12 protein-coding genes are annotated in these 15,435 nt (G+C 59.0%); all 12 read right to left on the reverse strand.

The genetic code is table 11. The features are described 5' to 3' along the window. Nucleotides 1-168: 168 nt before the first annotated feature. The 12 genes from accA to ACB035_RS06575 all read right to left on the reverse strand — a co-directional run bounded on the left by accA (nt 169) and on the right by ACB035_RS06575 (nt 15,433). A complete protein-coding gene (accA, locus tag ACB035_RS06520) occupies nt 169-1,119 on the reverse strand; it encodes an acetyl-CoA carboxylase carboxyl transferase subunit alpha (RefSeq protein WP_005338549.1) in 951 nt (316 codons plus the stop codon). A gap of 15 nt (nt 1,120-1,134) precedes the next feature. After that, nucleotides 1,135-4,614, reverse strand: a complete 3,480-nt coding sequence (dnaE, locus tag ACB035_RS06525; RefSeq protein ID WP_371166941.1) for a DNA polymerase III subunit alpha — start codon at nt 4,612-4,614, stop codon at nt 1,135-1,137. A gap of 38 nt (nt 4,615-4,652) precedes the next feature. After that, on the reverse strand, nt 4,653-5,243 hold the full coding sequence (rnhB, locus tag ACB035_RS06530) for a ribonuclease HII (protein WP_371166942.1): 591 nt from the start codon (nt 5,241-5,243) through the stop codon (nt 4,653-4,655). Nucleotides 5,244-5,361: 118 nt separating this feature from the next. Beyond that, nucleotides 5,362-6,501 carry a lipid-A-disaccharide synthase gene (gene lpxB, locus ACB035_RS06535; RefSeq protein WP_040098041.1) on the reverse strand — a complete coding sequence of 380 codons (1,140 nt, stop codon included), beginning with the start codon at nt 6,499-6,501 and terminating at the stop codon, nt 5,362-5,364. After that, nucleotides 6,494-7,285, reverse strand: coding sequence for an acyl-ACP--UDP-N-acetylglucosamine O-acyltransferase (lpxA, locus tag ACB035_RS06540; protein ID WP_005338557.1), 792 nt, complete (start codon nt 7,283-7,285; stop codon nt 6,494-6,496). The genes lpxB and lpxA overlap by 8 nt, the downstream gene beginning before the upstream one ends. Nucleotides 7,286-7,290: 5 nt before the next feature. Continuing rightward, nucleotides 7,291-7,752 carry a 3-hydroxyacyl-ACP dehydratase FabZ gene (fabZ, locus tag ACB035_RS06545; RefSeq protein WP_005338559.1) on the reverse strand — a complete coding sequence of 154 codons (462 nt, stop codon included), beginning with the start codon at nt 7,750-7,752 and terminating at the stop codon, nt 7,291-7,293. Nucleotides 7,753-7,776: 24 nt separating this feature from the next. Next, nucleotides 7,777-8,796, reverse strand: coding sequence for a UDP-3-O-(3-hydroxymyristoyl)glucosamine N-acyltransferase (gene lpxD / locus ACB035_RS06550; RefSeq protein WP_005338561.1), 1,020 nt, complete (start codon nt 8,794-8,796; stop codon nt 7,777-7,779). 3 nt (nt 8,797-8,799) lie between these two features. Beyond that, nucleotides 8,800-9,312, reverse strand: coding sequence for an OmpH family outer membrane protein (locus tag ACB035_RS06555; protein ID WP_005338563.1), 513 nt, complete (start codon nt 9,310-9,312; stop codon nt 8,800-8,802). A gap of 149 nt (nt 9,313-9,461) precedes the next feature. Beyond that, the gene (gene bamA, locus ACB035_RS06560) at nt 9,462-11,993 is read right to left on the reverse strand and encodes an outer membrane protein assembly factor BamA (protein ID WP_021229212.1); all 2,532 of its coding nucleotides are present in this window, start codon (nt 11,991-11,993) and stop codon (nt 9,462-9,464) included. 34 nt (nt 11,994-12,027) lie between these two features. Next, a complete protein-coding gene (rseP, locus tag ACB035_RS06565) occupies nt 12,028-13,380 on the reverse strand; it encodes a sigma E protease regulator RseP (protein ID WP_005338567.1) in 1,353 nt (450 codons plus the stop codon). Continuing rightward, nucleotides 13,380-14,576 (reverse strand): 1-deoxy-D-xylulose-5-phosphate reductoisomerase, encoded by a 1,197-nt coding sequence (gene ispC / locus ACB035_RS06570; protein ID WP_371166943.1) that lies wholly within the window; start codon nt 14,574-14,576, stop codon nt 13,380-13,382. Before ispC ends, rseP begins: the two co-directional genes overlap by 1 nt. After that, nucleotides 14,576-15,433: a phosphatidate cytidylyltransferase gene (locus ACB035_RS06575; protein ID WP_216951880.1), complete on the reverse strand. Its 858-nt coding sequence runs from the start codon at nt 15,431-15,433 to the stop codon at nt 14,576-14,578. The genes ispC and ACB035_RS06575 overlap by 1 nt, the downstream gene beginning before the upstream one ends. Nucleotides 15,434-15,435 lie beyond the last annotated feature (2 nt).

The following is a 15,435-nucleotide window of genomic DNA, read 5'->3' on the forward strand; positions in this document are numbered from 1 at the left end:
ATGACAGTCATCACCAACAGCGTGGCATACCAACCCTGCCCCTCACCCTAGAATACTGACCTGCGCTGTTTCAGGGCGCATTGGGGCAATCACCGCAAGACAAGTCATCAGCAATAAAAAACCCCCGTCGATGACGGGGGCCTGAATACTCGGGGGTGACGGCTGCGCTTAGCAGTAACCGTAGCCCAGCAGACGCTGATAGCGCTGCTCCAGCAGTTGCTCGGTATCGAGCGGACGCAGTGCGTCCAGATCCTGCTTGATGCGGGCCTTGAGGTTTTTGGCCATCTTCTCCACATCGCGGTGGGCACCGCCGAGGGGCTCGTCGATCACGTGGTCGATCAGCTTGAGCTCTTTCAGACGCTGGGCAGTGATACCCATCGCTTCGGCAGCTACGGAGGCCTTGTCGGCACTCTTCCACAGGATGGAGGCACACCCTTCCGGCGAGATGACGGAGTAGGTGGAGTACTGCAGCATGTTGACACGGTCACCCACGCCGATTGCCAGCGCACCACCGGAGCCACCCTCACCGATCACGGTGCAGACCACCGGCACGGTCAGACCGGCCATCACTTTCAGGTTGCGGGCAATCGCTTCGGACTGGCCACGCTCTTCGGCACCGACGCCAGGGTAAGCGCCCGGGGTGTCGATAAAGGTGATGATCGGCATCTTGAAGCGCTCGGCCATCTCCATCAGACGCAGGGCCTTGCGGTACCCTTCCGGACGCGGCATGCCGAAGTTGCGCTTGATCTTCTCTTTGGTCTCGCGACCCTTCTGGTGACCAATCACCATCACCGGCTCGCCGTCGAGACGGGCGATGCCGCCGACGATAGCCTTGTCATCGGCATAGGCGCGATCGCCAGCCAACTCGTCGAAATCGGTGAAGATATGCTCGATATAGTCAAAGGTGTAGGGGCGCTGGGGATGACGCGCCATCTGGGATACCTGCCAGGCACCCAGATCACCGAAGATCTTCTTGGTCAGCTCTTCGTTTTTCTTCTCCAGCCGGCGGATCTCGTCTTTCAGATCCACGGCGTGATTGCCTTCACTCACATGTTTGAGTTCATCAATCTGCGCCTGCAACTCGGCAATCGGCTGTTCAAAATCCAGAAAAAGACTCATAGGGCCTTAGAACCTCTAATCAAAAACCAATTCAACCCGCTCTCGTCCAAGCAGGACTCGCAAGTCATCTATCAGTTGATCGGTGGGCGTCACCCGCCACTCGGTACCGAGCGTCAATCGCACCCGGGAGCCGGGGCGACGATAGTTTACCTGAACCGGACAGACTCCGGCACGGGCGGGCTCCAAAATCTCGCACAAACGCGGGAAAAAGCGATCATCAATCCGCTGTTCATCGAGGGAGATGCGGATTGCTCTGGCAAAACGCTCCCTCGCATCGTTGATATCCAGTAATTCTCGAGCCGACATTTTAAGGCCACCGGAGAAGTCATCAAAGCTGACCTGTCCAGAAACCACCAAAATGCGGTCTTTTTGCATCAATTCTTCATATTTTTCCAGCGCTTCACTGAACAGGGTCACATCGAGGCGACCGGAACGGTCGTCCAGGGTGAAGATCCCCATCTTATTGCCACGCTTGGTCACCATGCTGCGGGCCGCAATCACCAGCCCCGCCGCCGTGGTCACGGTATCGCGGGAGGTGGGATGCAGATCGCACAAGCGACCCGAGGTATAACGACGCAATTCGCTGCTGTACTGGTTGATGGGGTGGCCGGTGAGATAGAGCCCGAGAGTCTCGCGCTCCCCTTCCAGCCACACCTTGTCAGGCCAGTGCGGCACGTTGGCAAACGCCTTCTTGACGTCGTCAATCTCTTCGGTGAGCACGCCGAACATGTCGACCTGCCCCACCGCCTGCGCCTTGGCGTGCTGCTCGGCGGCACGCATCGCCTCCTCCAGGGTCGCCATCAGCGCTGCGCGGTGAGGGCCAAGTCGATCCATGGCGCCAGAGAGGATCAGTTTCTCCATCACCCGCTTGTTGAGCTTCTTGATGTCGACCCGGTTGCAGAAGTCGAACAGATCGCGGAACGGGCCGTCCTGATCCCGGGCGCTCAAGATCGCATCGATGGGGCCTTCACCGACCCCTTTCACCGCCCCGATCCCGTAGACGATATGGCCATCTTCGTTGACCGAGAAGCGATAGCGACCAGTGTTCACATCCGGCGGGATCACGGTGAGCCCCATCCGCTGACACTCATCTACCAGGGTCACGATCTTGTCGGTGTTGTCCATATCGGCGGTCATCACCGCCGCCATGAACTCGGCCGGGAAGTGGGTCTTGAGCCAGAGGGTCTGGTAGGAGACCAGCGCATAGGCGGCGGAGTGGGATTTGTTGAAGCCGTAGCCCGCAAACTTCTCCACCAGATCGAAGATCTTCATCGCCAGCTCGCCGTCGACGCCATTCTTGACGGCGCCCTCCTCGAAACCGGCCCGCTGCTTGGCCATCTCCTCGGGCTTTTTCTTACCCATGGCACGGCGCAGCATATCCGCGCCACCCAGCGTATAACCCGCCAGGGTCTGGGCAATCTGCATCACCTGCTCCTGATAGAGGATGATGCCGTAGGTGGGTTCGAGGATGGGCTTGAGGCTCTCGTGCTGCCACTTCTCGTCCGGATAGGAGATCGCTTCATTACCGTGTTTGCGGTCGATGAAGTTATCCACCATGCCTGACTGGAGCGGGCCCGGTCGGAACAGGGCCACCAGTGCGATCATGTCTTCGAAGCAGTCGGGACGCAGCCGCTTGATGAGATCCTTCATACCGCGAGATTCGAGCTGGAATACCGCTGTGGTCTCGTAGCGCTGCAGCAGGTCGAACGACTTCTTGTCATCGATGGGGATGGCGGCGATATCGACCGGCGGCTTGCCCTCTTTGGCAAGACGCGGGTTTATCATACCGAGCGCCCAGTCGATGATGGTGAGAGTGCGCAGACCCAGGAAGTCGAACTTCACCAGACCGGCGTATTCCACGTCGTTCTTGTCAAACTGGGTGACCGGGTGATGGCCCTCATCATCGCAGTAGAGCGGCGCAAAGTCGGTGATCTTGGTGGGTGCGATCACCACGCCACCGGCGTGTTTACCGGCGTTGCGCACTACCCCTTCCAGGCGGCGGGCCATGTCGATGAGGTCCTTGACCTCCTCATCCTGCTCGTAGAGCTCGGGCAGCTTGGGCTCGGCCTCGAATGCCTTGGCGAGCGTCATGCCCGGATCCGGCGGAATGAGCTTGGAGATGCGATCCACAAAGCCGTAGGCGTGGCCCAGCACCCGGCCCACGTCTCGCACCACCGCCTTGGCCGCCATGCTGCCGAAGGTGATGATCTGCGACACCGCCTCTCGGCCATACATGTCGGAAACGTGCTCGATCACTTCATCCCGTCGATCCATGCAGAAGTCGACGTCGAAGTCGGGCATGGATACCCGCTCGGGGTTGAGGAAACGTTCGAACAGCAGGTCAAATTCCAGCGGGTCGAGGTCGGTGATCTTGAGGGCGTAGGCCACCAGAGAGCCGGCACCGGATCCACGGCCCGGGCCAACGGGGATGCCGTTGTCCTTGGACCACTGGATAAACTCCATCACGATGAGGAAGTAACCCGGGAAGCCCATCTGGTTGATTACTTTCAGCTCGATATCGAGACGCTCGTCATACTCGGGACGACGCTCGGCCCGCACCGCCGGATCCGGGAACAGGAACTCGAGACGCTCCTCCAGACCCTCTTTCGACTTGGCCACCAGAAAATCTTCGGTGGTCATGTCGCCGGTCGGGAAGTTGGGCAGGAAATATTCGCCGAGACGCACCGTCACGTTGCAGCGCTTGGCGATCTCCACCGTATTCTCGAGCGCCTCGGGGATGTCGGCAAAGAGCTCGCACATCTCCTCCTGGCTGCGCAGATACTGCTGGGGGCTGTAGCGACGGGGACGGCGCTTGTCCATCAGGGTATAGCCATCGTGGATGGCGACCCGGATCTCGTGGGCGTCAAAATCATCGGCGTTGAGGAACACCACCTCGTTGGTGGCCACTACCGGCAGCTCGAACTCGGTGGCGATGGCCACCGCCATGTGCAGGTAGACCTCTTCGTCGGGTCGACCGGTACGCAGCAGCTCGAGGTAGTAGGCATCGGGGAAGTGGGTCTGATAGAAGGCGACGCACTGCTCGGTCATCTGCCGGTTGCCCTTGAGCAGGAACTTGCCCACATCCCCCTCGCGCCCGCCGGAGAGGACGATCACCCCCTTGGCATGCTCGGCGAGCCAGCTCTTGTCGATGACCGGCCGCCCCTGTACGTGGCCGCGCTGGTAACCGCGGGAAATAAGCAGGGTGATGTTCTGGTAGCCGTCGTTATCCATGGCTAGCAGGGTGAGACGGAACTGCTCGTCGCCGAGCTCATCGCTCTGCACCCAGAAGTCGGCCCCGACGATGGGCTTGATCCCCTTGCCGTGGGCCACGCCATAGAAGCGCACCAGACCGCACATGTTCATCTGATCGGTCAGCGCCAGCGCCGGCATGTTGTTGGCCGCGGCAGCCCCGACAATGGGGTTGATCTTCTGCAGGCCATCGACCATGGAGAAGTCGGAGTGGACTCGCAGGTGGATAAAACGGGGGTCAGCCATCGTCATCTCCTCTCGCTGCTCAAACTAAATGGCATGGTCTACTCGATCCCCAGTGCGCGGCGCACCGGTTTGAAGCTCTTGCGATATTCGGGCAACGGGCCACGCTCGGCCAGAATGGCGAGGTGCTCCGCAGTCGGATAACCCTTGTGACGGGCAAAGCCGTACTCGGGATGGCGGCTGTCCAGCTCGGTCATCTCGCCGTCGCGGGTCACCTTGGCGAGGATCGAAGCGGCACTGATGGCGGCCACCAGACTATCGCCCTTGACCACGGCGCGCGCTTCCATCGGCAATGCAGGGCAGCGGTTGCCATCGATAAAGACCAGCTCGGGGGTGACCTTCAACCCCGCCACGGCGCGCTGCATCGCCAGCATGGTGGCATGCAGGATGTTGAGCTCGTCGATCTCCTCCGGAGTGGCGCGGCCGATGGCGAAGGCAAGTGCCTTCTCTTTGATCTCATCAAACAGAGCGAGACGTTTCTTCTCGGAGAGCTTCTTGGAGTCGTTGAGCCCCGCGATCGGATTGGCGGGATCGAGAATGACCGCAGCGGTGACCACGTCACCCACCAGGGGGCCACGGCCCACTTCGTCCACACCGGCAACCAGCTTGTCGTCAGGAATATCGATCATCATCTTGTAGCCTTGAATCAAAACAGGCCCCGTGGGGCCTGACAGGGGTCGACTGGCGCGGTATCACCGCTCGAAAACGAATCTACGGGTAGCTCGGCGCAATCGACGGTCCGAAATAGCGTTATCTGCCGAGCAGATCCGCCACCGCATCGGCAGCCTGCGAGTCGGCATTGCAGCGGATCAGCTGGTGCAGCTCGGTGAAGGTGTTGACCAGTGCACTGTTGTCGTGCTCGAAGTACTTGCTCACCTCTTCCACCAGATTCTCCGGGGTGCACTCGTGCTGGATGAGTTCCGGCACCAGCATGCGACCGGCCAGCAGGTTGGGCAGAGAGACAAATTCGGTCTTCACCAGCCGCTGGGCCAGCCAGTAGCTGAAGGGCTTGAGCTTGTAGCCCACCACCATCGGCTTTTTCACCAGCATGGCTTCGAGCGCTGCGGTGCCGGAGGCGAGCATCACCACGTCGGCGGCGATCATCGCCTCGCGGCCCTGCCCTTCCAGCAGCACCATGTCGAGACCCGGCGCTACCTCGGCCTTGATGGCCATAAACTGCTCGCGCCGTTTCTGGTTGACCAGCGGCACGATGAAGCCGAGATCCGGATAGCGCACCGTCAGGTGTTTGCACGCTTCGAGAAATAGGGGGGACATAAAGCCCACTTCTGCGGTGCGGCTGCCCGGCAGCACTGCCAGCCAGCGGCGATTGGCATCGATACCGAGATTGCGACGCACAGCAGCCTGATCCGGCACCAGCGGAATATCATCCGCCATGGTGTGACCGACAAAACGGCAAGGGGCGTCGAAACGGTCGTAGAAGGCTTTCTCGAACGGCAGGAAGGCGAGCACCATGTCGGTAGCGGCCTTGATCTTGTGAATGCGGTTCTGGCGCCAGGCCCACACCGAGGGGCTGACATAGTGAACCGTCTTGATACCGGCGCGGCGCAGTTTCAGCTCCACTCCGATATTGAAATCCGGTGCATCCACGCCGATGAAGATATCGGGCGGATTGGCAATAAAGTGGCGCAGTAGTTCGCGACGAACCTTGAGGATACGCGGCAGACGGCCCAGCACCTCGGTGATCCCCATGACGGAGAGCTCTTCCATCTCGAACAAGGCCTTGACGCCGAGGGCCTGCATCCGCGGCCCGGCGATCCCTTCGAACTGCGCATCCGGGTAACGGGCCTGCAGCTCGCGCACCAGACCGGCAGCCAGAATGTCGCCGGAGACCTCTCCGGCGACGATACCGATACGAACCGGATCAGGCACGGATGATCCCGCGCTCGTTATCTTTGAGGAAGTCCACATAGAGCTGGACGGCCGGTTCGGCTTGCGCCATCTCGATCAGCACCGGCAGCACCTCTTCGATGGTCTTGCCGGAACGGAAGATCTCTTTGTAGGCACGCTTGACGGCAGAGATGGCCTCGGCGCTGAAACCGCGGCGACGCAGACCTTCGGAGTTAACCCCGAACGGCTTGGCGTAGTTGCCGGCGGCCATCACGTAAGGCGGCACATCCTTGTTCAGGGCGGCGCAGCCACCGACGAAGGCGTGGGAGCCGACGCGGCCAAACTGATGAATAGCGGAGAGACCACCGAAGATCACGAAGTCACCGATCACCACGTGGCCCGCCAGGGTCGCGTTGTTGGCGAAGATGCAGTTGTCACCGATGATGCAGTCATGGGCAACGTGAACGTTGACCATGAACAGGTTACCGCTGCCCACCTTGGTCAGGCTCTGATCCTGAATGGTGCCACGGTGGAAGGTGCAGTTCTCGCGAATGACGTTGTTGTCGCCGATCTCGAGGAAGGTGCGCTCACCGGCGTACTTCTTGTCCTGGCAATCCTCACCGATGGAGGTGTGCTGGAAGATCTTGTTGCCGCGACCAATCTTGGTCGGGCCCTTGATCACCACATGGGAACCTACCCAGGTGTTGTCACCGATTTCCACCTCGGCGCCGATGACAGAAAAGGGGCCGATTTCAACCCCTTTACCGATCACGGCAGACTCATGGACGATGGCAGTATCGTGAATGATGGCAGTCTGGTCGATCACGTGTGTTAAACCTCGCGTTTGGCGCACATCAGCTCGGCGGTACAGACCACTTCACCGTCGACGGTGGCGACACCGGTGAACTTGGCAATACCGCGACGCTCTTTCAGGAACTCCACGTCGAGCACCAGTTGGTCACCGGGGCCGACCGGACGCTTGAAGCGAGCGTTGTCGATTGAGGCAAAATAGTAGAGTTCGTTGGGAGACGGCTTGCCCACCATGGTAAAGGCCAGGATACCGGTGGCCTGTGCCATCGCTTCCAGGATCAGTACGCCCGGGAACACCGGCTTGGCCGGGAAGTGCCCCTGGAAGATCGGCTCGTTGAACGAGACGTTCTTGATGGCGCGCAGGGTTTTGCGCTCATCGCTGATCTCGTAGTCGTCTACACGATCCACCATCAGAAACGGATAACGGTGGGGCAGCAGATCCATGATTTCCTGGATACCCAGGCTCTTCTTTTCAGTAGTCAAAACAGTACCCTATACCAATCGTGATTATTCTTGATCCAGCTTCTTCTCAAGCTTGCTTAACCGCTTGTGCATCTCTTCGATACGCATCACCCGGGCGGCGGTCTTGCGCCACTCTTTATTGGTTTGCAGAGGGATGCCGGAAGAGTAGACACCGGGCTCGGTAATGGGTCGCATCACCATGGCCATACCGGTGACGGTGGCCTGGTCGCAGATCTCCATATGCCCGTTAAAGACGGAAGCGCCGCCAATGATACAGTATTTGCCGACCTTGAGACTACCAGCCATCACGGTAGAGCCCGCCACGGCGGTGCCGTAACCGATCTCCACGTTGTGGGCGATCTGGCACTGGTTGTCGATGATGACGTTGTCAGCAATGCGGGTATCTTCCAGCGCACCGCGGTCAATGGTGGTACAGGCACCGATCTCGACCCGGTTGCCAATGGTCACACCGCCGAGCTGGGGGATCTTGATCCACTCGCCACGCTCGTTGGCGTAACCGAAACCATCGGCCCCGATCACTGTGCCGGATTGAACCAGACAGTCGGTACCCATGGTCACATTGTGATAGAGGGTTACGTTGGCCCACAGCCGGGAGCGGGCTCCCAGCCGGGTATTTTTGCCAACAAAACAGCCCGGGCCAATGCGTACATCGTCACCCAGCACGACGCCGGATTCGATCACTGCATTGGCACCGATGGCCACTCTCTCGCCCAGTTGCACGTCAGCCGCGATAACGGCACTCGGATGAATATCCGTGGCCGGCTGCGGGGTAGTGTCCAGCAGTTGGGCTACCCGGGCAAAGCCCACATAGGGGTCTTTGAGCACCAGGGCATTGGTGGGACAAAATGGCAGATCCGCTTCGGTAATGAGCACGGCGGTCGCCTTGCTCTGCTCCAGATAGTGCCGGTACTTCTTGTTGGACAGGAAGGTGATATCCCCCTCCCCGGCCTTTTCCAGTGTCGCTACCTTGCGGATTTCCAGGGTTCCGTCGCCATGGACCTGGGCCCCCAGTTGCTGGGCCAGCTGTGCGAGAGTGAATGCCATCAATTAGTTGCTCTTGCTTACCTGAGAAATAACCTGGCCGGAGATGTCCAGTTTGCTGGCGGCATACGGGGCGGCATTGCGCTCCAGCACCAGATCGTAACCATTGCTCTTGGCGATGGAATCGATGGCAGCCTGCACCTTGGTCAGGATCTTGTTGCGCTCTTCGGACTGACGGCGGCCGTTGTCCTGCTCAAAGGCTTGACGCTTCTGGTTGAACTCCATCTGCAGCTTGGCCAGCTTCTCCTGGTTCTGCTTCTTCTGCTCGGCGCTCATGAAGGCTTCATCCTTGCGGAACTTTTCGACCAGCTTCTGGCCTTCCTGTTCCAACTTCTGCAGCTCACGCATGCGCGGCTCGAATTCGCCTTTCAGCTTGGCTGCAACGGCTTCACGCTGGGGCAGCTTTTGGAAGACTTCGCCCATATCAACCACGGCGATCTTGGTCTCAGCGAAGGCAGAACCCATGCCGGCAGCCATCAGTGCAAAGCTCAAACCAGCTACTTTCAACGCTTTATTCACACTTACTCCTTGTTCCCTCATGGCGAGGGCTACCTGATTTACCCGATTATGCAAGCGGCGTTAGGACCGTCTTGTTACCTGGTGAGGCACGCATACCGCGCGTCCCATCATTGAAGACCCCCACCGCATGGGTGGGGGCGAAATTCTGCTTAGAAAGTACGACCGATGTTGAAGGAGAAGACTTCGGTGCGATCCCCTTCGTATTTCTTGATCGGCTTGGCCAGGGCAAACACCAGCGGGCCCATCGGCGAGAGCCACTGCAGGGAGACACCGGCAGAGACCCGGATATTGCCCGGGTTGGAGTAGTCCTGGCTCAGATAGTTGCAATCAGAACCGGCGGCGCAAGGATATGCCCCGTTGGCAAAATCAGTGCTCCAGACGGTACCTGCGTCCATAAAGACGGTTGAACGGATCTGCGGACGATAGGTCTCGGAGACGAACGGGGTCGGGAAGACCAGCTCCAGTGAGGCGACGGCCAGAGCGTTACCCCCCACCGAGGTGTCGGAACCTTCATAGTAGCCAGTTTCACACGGCTGAGAACCAGTGCAACTGCCAGCACCCGGCTTGTTGTAGGTCTTGTAGATCGCCTTGGGACCAATGGTATTGCTCTTGAAGCCACGTACCGTATCGAAACCACCGGCATAGTAGTTCTCGAAGAACGGCAGCATGGAGTCATCGCCATAGCCGTTACCGTAGGAGACACGACCCTTGCCGATCATAACCCAGCTATGATCCGCATCGAGCGGGAAGTAGTGGGCATCTTCGGCAGAGAGCTTGTAGTACTGCAGCTCCATGCCCGGCACGGTCACCTTGGCGTTGATACGCTGACGATCGCCAGAAGTCGGGAACATCCCCTTGTTCAGGGTAGAGCGGGTCCAGCCAGCGGTGACATCAACGGTCACAAAGTCGAGGTTGGAACCATCCTGTGAGTAAGCATTCCAGAACTGATCCATCTGTACCGACTGGCGGTTATCATTCCACTGATCCCAGCAGTAGGTATTGCCATCAGTATCCGGATTGTCCTTCAGACACTCCTGATAGTTCTGGGCATTGAATGACGGACGGCTCAGCTTGGTGCTCTCGATACCGGTACTGAAGTCGAGACGGTTGAACTCGTTGACCGGGAAGCCGCTGGAGAGACGGAAACCGATGGTTTCATTCTCGTAATCAACGATATCGGCATCATCGGCGCGGAACTGGTTGTAGTAGACCCGACCACCCAGGCTGACACCATCCACGGTGAAGTAGGGGTCGTTGTAGCTCAGGTCAACGTTCTTGGAGTAGTCGTTGGTGCTGGCGTTGATGGAGACCTTTTTACCGGTACCCATAAAGTTGTCCTGGGAGATCCCCGCCTGTAGGCTCAGACCCGATTCGGTACCGTAACCGATACCTGCGTTGATGGAGCCTGCTGGCTGCTCCTTGACCTTGAAGTCGAGGTCAACCAGGTCATCGTTGCCCGGCACCCGCTTGGTGTCCACTTCGACGCTCTCGAAATAGCCAAGGCGGTTGAGACGGCTCTTGGACTGCTCGATGTTGTCGGAGGAGAGCCAGGTGCCCTCCATCTGGCGCATCTCGCGACGCAGCACCTGGTCTTCGGTGGTGGCGTTACCGCTGAAGTTGATATTGCGCACATAGACACGGGGGCCAGGCTCAACGTTGACGATCAGCTCCACTTCCTTGGTCTTGTCATTGATCTGCGGGAAGGTGACCACTTTCGGATAGGCGTAGCCGTAACGGCCGAGGAACTTGGAGAGCACCTCTTCGGTATGAGTCACCTGACTGGCAGAGTAAGTGCTGCCGGCAGCGATCGGGATCAATCCCTTCATCTCGCCACCGCGATCGATCAGGTCACCCTTGAGCTGGACACCGGAGACCTTGTACTGATCCCCTTCCTTGATGTTGAGGGTGACGTAGACGCCCTTCTTGTCGGGAGTCATAGAGACTTGGGTAGACTCCTGCTGGAAGCGGATATAGCCGCGGTCCATGTAGTAGGAGCGCAGGGTCTCGATATCACCGGCCAGTTTCTGCTTCTGATAGCGCTGATCGGCGGTGAAGTTCCACCAGGGCACTTCGTCGCGCAGGGAGAGCTGGGCAATCAGCTTCTCTTCAGGGAAGACGCTGTTGCCGACGATGTTGATCTGCTGGATCTTGGCCGCTTCCCCTTCCACGAAGGTGAACTTGAGATCGACCCGGTTGCGCGGCAACGGGGTGACGATGGCCTTGACCTTGGCGGAGTATTTACCCACGCCATAGTAGAAATCTTCCAGTCCCTTCTCGAGGGAGGTGAGCACGGTGCGATCCAGCGGATCGCCCACACGGATACCGGAGGACTCCAGACTCTGGGTCAGTTGCTCCTCTTTGATATCCTTGTTGCCGGCAAACTCGATGCTGGAGATGGTCGGACGCTCCTTGACCATCACCTGCAGCACCTGACCGTCACGGTAAACCTTCACATCCTCGAAATTACCCGAGGCATAGAGCTTTTTGATGGCGCTGGCCAGAGCCACAGAATCGACGGTATCACCGACCCGGATCGGCAGGTTCAACAGTGCGGCACCCAGGGTCACCCGTTGCAGACCTTCGACCTGGATATCTTGCACCACAAAAGAGGCAGGGGCCGCCTGGGCCAGGAAACTGGCACCCAGCAGGCAACTCAACACCAATGCTTTTTTAACAGCCATTTTGTTCTTATGTGTCCTTGTTGATGCTCTGGCCTCAGAGGCGAGCGAAATCGTTAAACAGCGCAATGCCCATCAATAACATCAGAATGGCGGCGCCGATCCTGAAACCCACTTCCTGTATTTTCTCTGATACCGGCTTGCCGGTGACCGCTTCGATCAGGAAATAGACCAGATGGCCACCATCGAGCACCGGCAGGGGGAACAGATTGATAATTCCCAGGTTGACGCTGATCAGCGCCAGAAAACTCAAGAAATAGACCAGACCATAGTCGGCACTGCTGCCGGCGCCCTTGGCAATGGAGATGGGGCCGCTCAGGTTGTCCAGCGACACGATGCCACCGATCAACTTGCCAATCATGTCAAAGGTGAGCGTGATCAGGCTCCAGGTCTTGTCCGCGCCATGCCACAGCGCCTGCAAAGGCCCATACTGTAACAGAATTCGATATTCATCCGGTAATGGAACCAGTTGCGGCGAGAGACCGACGAATCCTACCAGCTTGCCCTGCACCTTGCGGCTATCCGGGGTCAGGGTCACGTTGAGATCACTGTTGTTGCGCTCAACCACCACTTGCAGGGGTTCGCCCGGAGCCTGCTGCACCAGCTCGACAAACTGGGCCCACGCGGTAATAGGCTGATCGCCGACCTGTTTGATACGGTCACCGACCTGCAGCCCCGCCTTTTCACTGGCACTCTTGGCCACCACGGCAGCGACGACTGGCAGCACTTTGCCACTCAGGGGGACAATTCCCAAGCTGCCGATGGGCGACTCTTTATCCGGATCGAAGGTCCAGCCGGTCAGCGACAAGGTTTTATCGGTGGCATAGCTGGTATTGGGTGCCTGCACTTTCAGGGTGACTGCATCATCACCCAGATGGCTGATAAGAGCGTAAGTGACGCTCTCCCAGTCACCGGTCTGCTCATCGCCGACCCCGACAATCTCCATCCCCGGCAGCACACCCGCCTCGGCAACGATGGATGCCGGACGCACTTCACCGATCACCGGCTTGACGCTCGGCACCCCGATGATAAACATCAGCCAGAGGGCAAACAGGGCAAAGACGAAGTTGGCCATGGGGCCCGCGGCAACAATCGCCATCCGCGCCCAGACACTCTTGTGGTTGAAGGCATACTGCTCGTCACCAGGCTTGAGTTCATCGACCCGGCCATCGAGCATCTTGACGTAGCCACCGAGCGGGATCAGCGCCAGCACATATTCGGTGCCATCCTTACCCATCCTGCGCCAGATCGCCTTGCCAAAACCGATGGAGAAGCGCTCAACCTTGACGCCACAACGACGGGCCACCCAGAAGTGACCAAACTCGTGCACCGCGACCAGCAGGCCCAGCGCAACAACAAAGGCACCGATATTCCACAACACACCGCCCATCAGCCAAGCTCCTCAATCAAAGTGTGAGCACGGGCTCTTGCCGCACCGTCCAGGGCAAACAGATCATCGAGCGAGCCGACTGTGCTGCTCTCCAGCGCCAACATCACGGCCTCGTTGATCCGGGCAATATCCATAAAGCCGATGCGCCCGGCCAGGAAGGCGGCAACCGCCTCCTCGTTGGCCGCATTGAGCGCAGTGGTCGCCGCTTGTCCCTTCTGGCAGGCATTGATGGCCAGCGCCAGACAGGGATAGCGATCATAATCAGGCCGGATAAAGCTGAACTCTCCGACACTGAAGAAATCCAAAGGTTCCACACTGGAGGGGATGCGATTGGGATAAGCCAGCGCATGGGCAATGGGGGTACACATATCCGGATTGCCAAGCTGGGCCAGCACGGAGCCATCCTTATACTGCACCATGGAGTGGATCACTGACTGGGGGTGGATCACCACCTGGATCTGCTCGGGCGCCGCATTGAACAGCCAGCGCGCCTCGATGTACTCCAGCCCCTTGTTGATCATGGTGGCAGAGTCGACCGAAATCTTGGCCCCCATCGACCAGTTGGGATGGGCGATGGCCTGCGCCGGCGTCACCTTGGCCAGCTCGCTGATCTCGGTGTAACGGAACGGGCCGCCGGAACCGGTCAGCAAAATCTTGCTGATCCCCGCCGCCGCCAGATCGCAAAAACCGGGCTGGTGCTGCACGGCAGTCGGCAGACACTGGAAGATGGCATTGTGTTCGCTGTCGATGGGCAGCAGCTCGGCGCCATGTTCGCGCACCGCCTCCATGAAGAAAGCACCGGACATCACCAGCGCCTCCTTGTTAGCCAGCAAAATACGCTTGCCGGCACGTACCGCGGCCATGGTCGGGGCCAGACCGGCCGCACCGACGATGGCGGCCATCACGCTATGGGTGTCGGGGTGAGCGGCCACATCGCAAAGGGCTGCTGCACCAGACATGACCCGGGTCGCACTGCCGTGCGCTTTCAGACGGGCAGCCAGTTCACGGGCGGCATCCTCATCGACCATCACGGCAAAACGGGGGGAGAATTCGAGGCAGTCCCGCAACATGGCATCCACGTTGCGGGCGGCGGTCAACGCCAACATTTGCCAACTGCCCGGGTTATGGCGCAGCACTTTCAAGGTACTCTGACCGATGGAGCCGGAGGCCCCCAGAATAACCAGTGACTTGTGCATCAAAACTCCTGACTGAGTAGCAGATAACTGAGCAGAAACACCGGCAGAGCGGCGGTCAGGCTGTCGATCCGGTCGAGAATACCGCCATGACCCGGCAGCAGGGTGCCGGAATCCTTGATGCCCGCCTCGCGCTTGAACATGCTCTCGGTCAGATCGCCGAGTACGGATGCAAGCACCGCCAACAGGGAGCAAAACAGCACGGTGATCATCTTGGCAGGAACAAATCCCATCGACCAGGTAACGCCGATGGCCAGCAGGCTGGCGGTAAAGAGGCCGCCACACATCCCTTCGATGGTTTTGCCCGGGCTCACAGCCGGTGCCAGCTTGTGCTTACCGAACGCCTTGCCGAAAAAATACGCGCCAGAATCTGCCGCCCAGACCAGTCCCATCACGAACAACAGGATCCAGGCGCCCATCATGGGGTCATGGTAAAAGTTGTAACCACGGATGGCGACCAGCGACCAGAAGAAGGGAACCAGAGTCACCAGACCAAACAGTGACTTGAGCCAGATAGACTCTTTCCACAGTTTGGCGCTCTGGGGATAACGCAGCACCATCAGCAGACCCAGCAACCACCAGCTTACTGCGGTCCAGAGCACGCCCATCACCAGGGGGTGCAAGTGAGGCGTCCAGAGTTGCTCCACTGGCAGCCAAAAGAGGCTGGCACCGAGCAACAGACAAAATACGATGGGTAACCATTGCTGCGGAGCAGCAGAGACAAACCCACTCCATTCGCGACTGGCCAACAAAAACACCAGCGCAGCCAACAGGGCAAAAAATTTCAATGGCAGAAAGAAGAGCGCCCCCAACACCAGGGGGATCAACATCAAAGCAGTAATAATTCGTTGTTTTAGCAAAA

It is taken from the genome of Aeromonas sp. S12(2024), assembly GCF_041402305.1.
Classification (GTDB): Bacteria; Pseudomonadota; Gammaproteobacteria; order Enterobacterales; family Aeromonadaceae; genus Aeromonas; species Aeromonas veronii.

Coding starts and splice junctions, on each gene's coding strand:
- accA (WP_005338549.1), bottom strand. CDS start 1,119: ATGAGTCTTTTTCTGGATTTTGAACAGCCGATTGCCGAGTTGCAGGCG.
- dnaE (WP_371166941.1), bottom strand. CDS start 4,614: ATGGCTGACCCCCGTTTTATCCACCTGCGAGTCCACTCCGACTTCTCC.
- rnhB (WP_371166942.1), bottom strand. CDS start 5,243: ATGATGATCGATATTCCTGACGACAAGCTGGTTGCCGGTGTGGACGAA.
- lpxD (WP_005338561.1), bottom strand. CDS start 8,796: ATGGCATTCACTCTCGCACAGCTGGCCCAGCAACTGGGGGCCCAGGTC.
- bamA (WP_021229212.1), bottom strand. CDS start 11,993: ATGGCTGTTAAAAAAGCATTGGTGTTGAGTTGCCTGCTGGGTGCCAGT.
- rseP (WP_005338567.1), bottom strand. CDS start 13,380: ATGGGCGGTGTGTTGTGGAATATCGGTGCCTTTGTTGTTGCGCTGGGC.
- ispC (WP_371166943.1), bottom strand. CDS start 14,576: ATGCACAAGTCACTGGTTATTCTGGGGGCCTCCGGCTCCATCGGTCAG.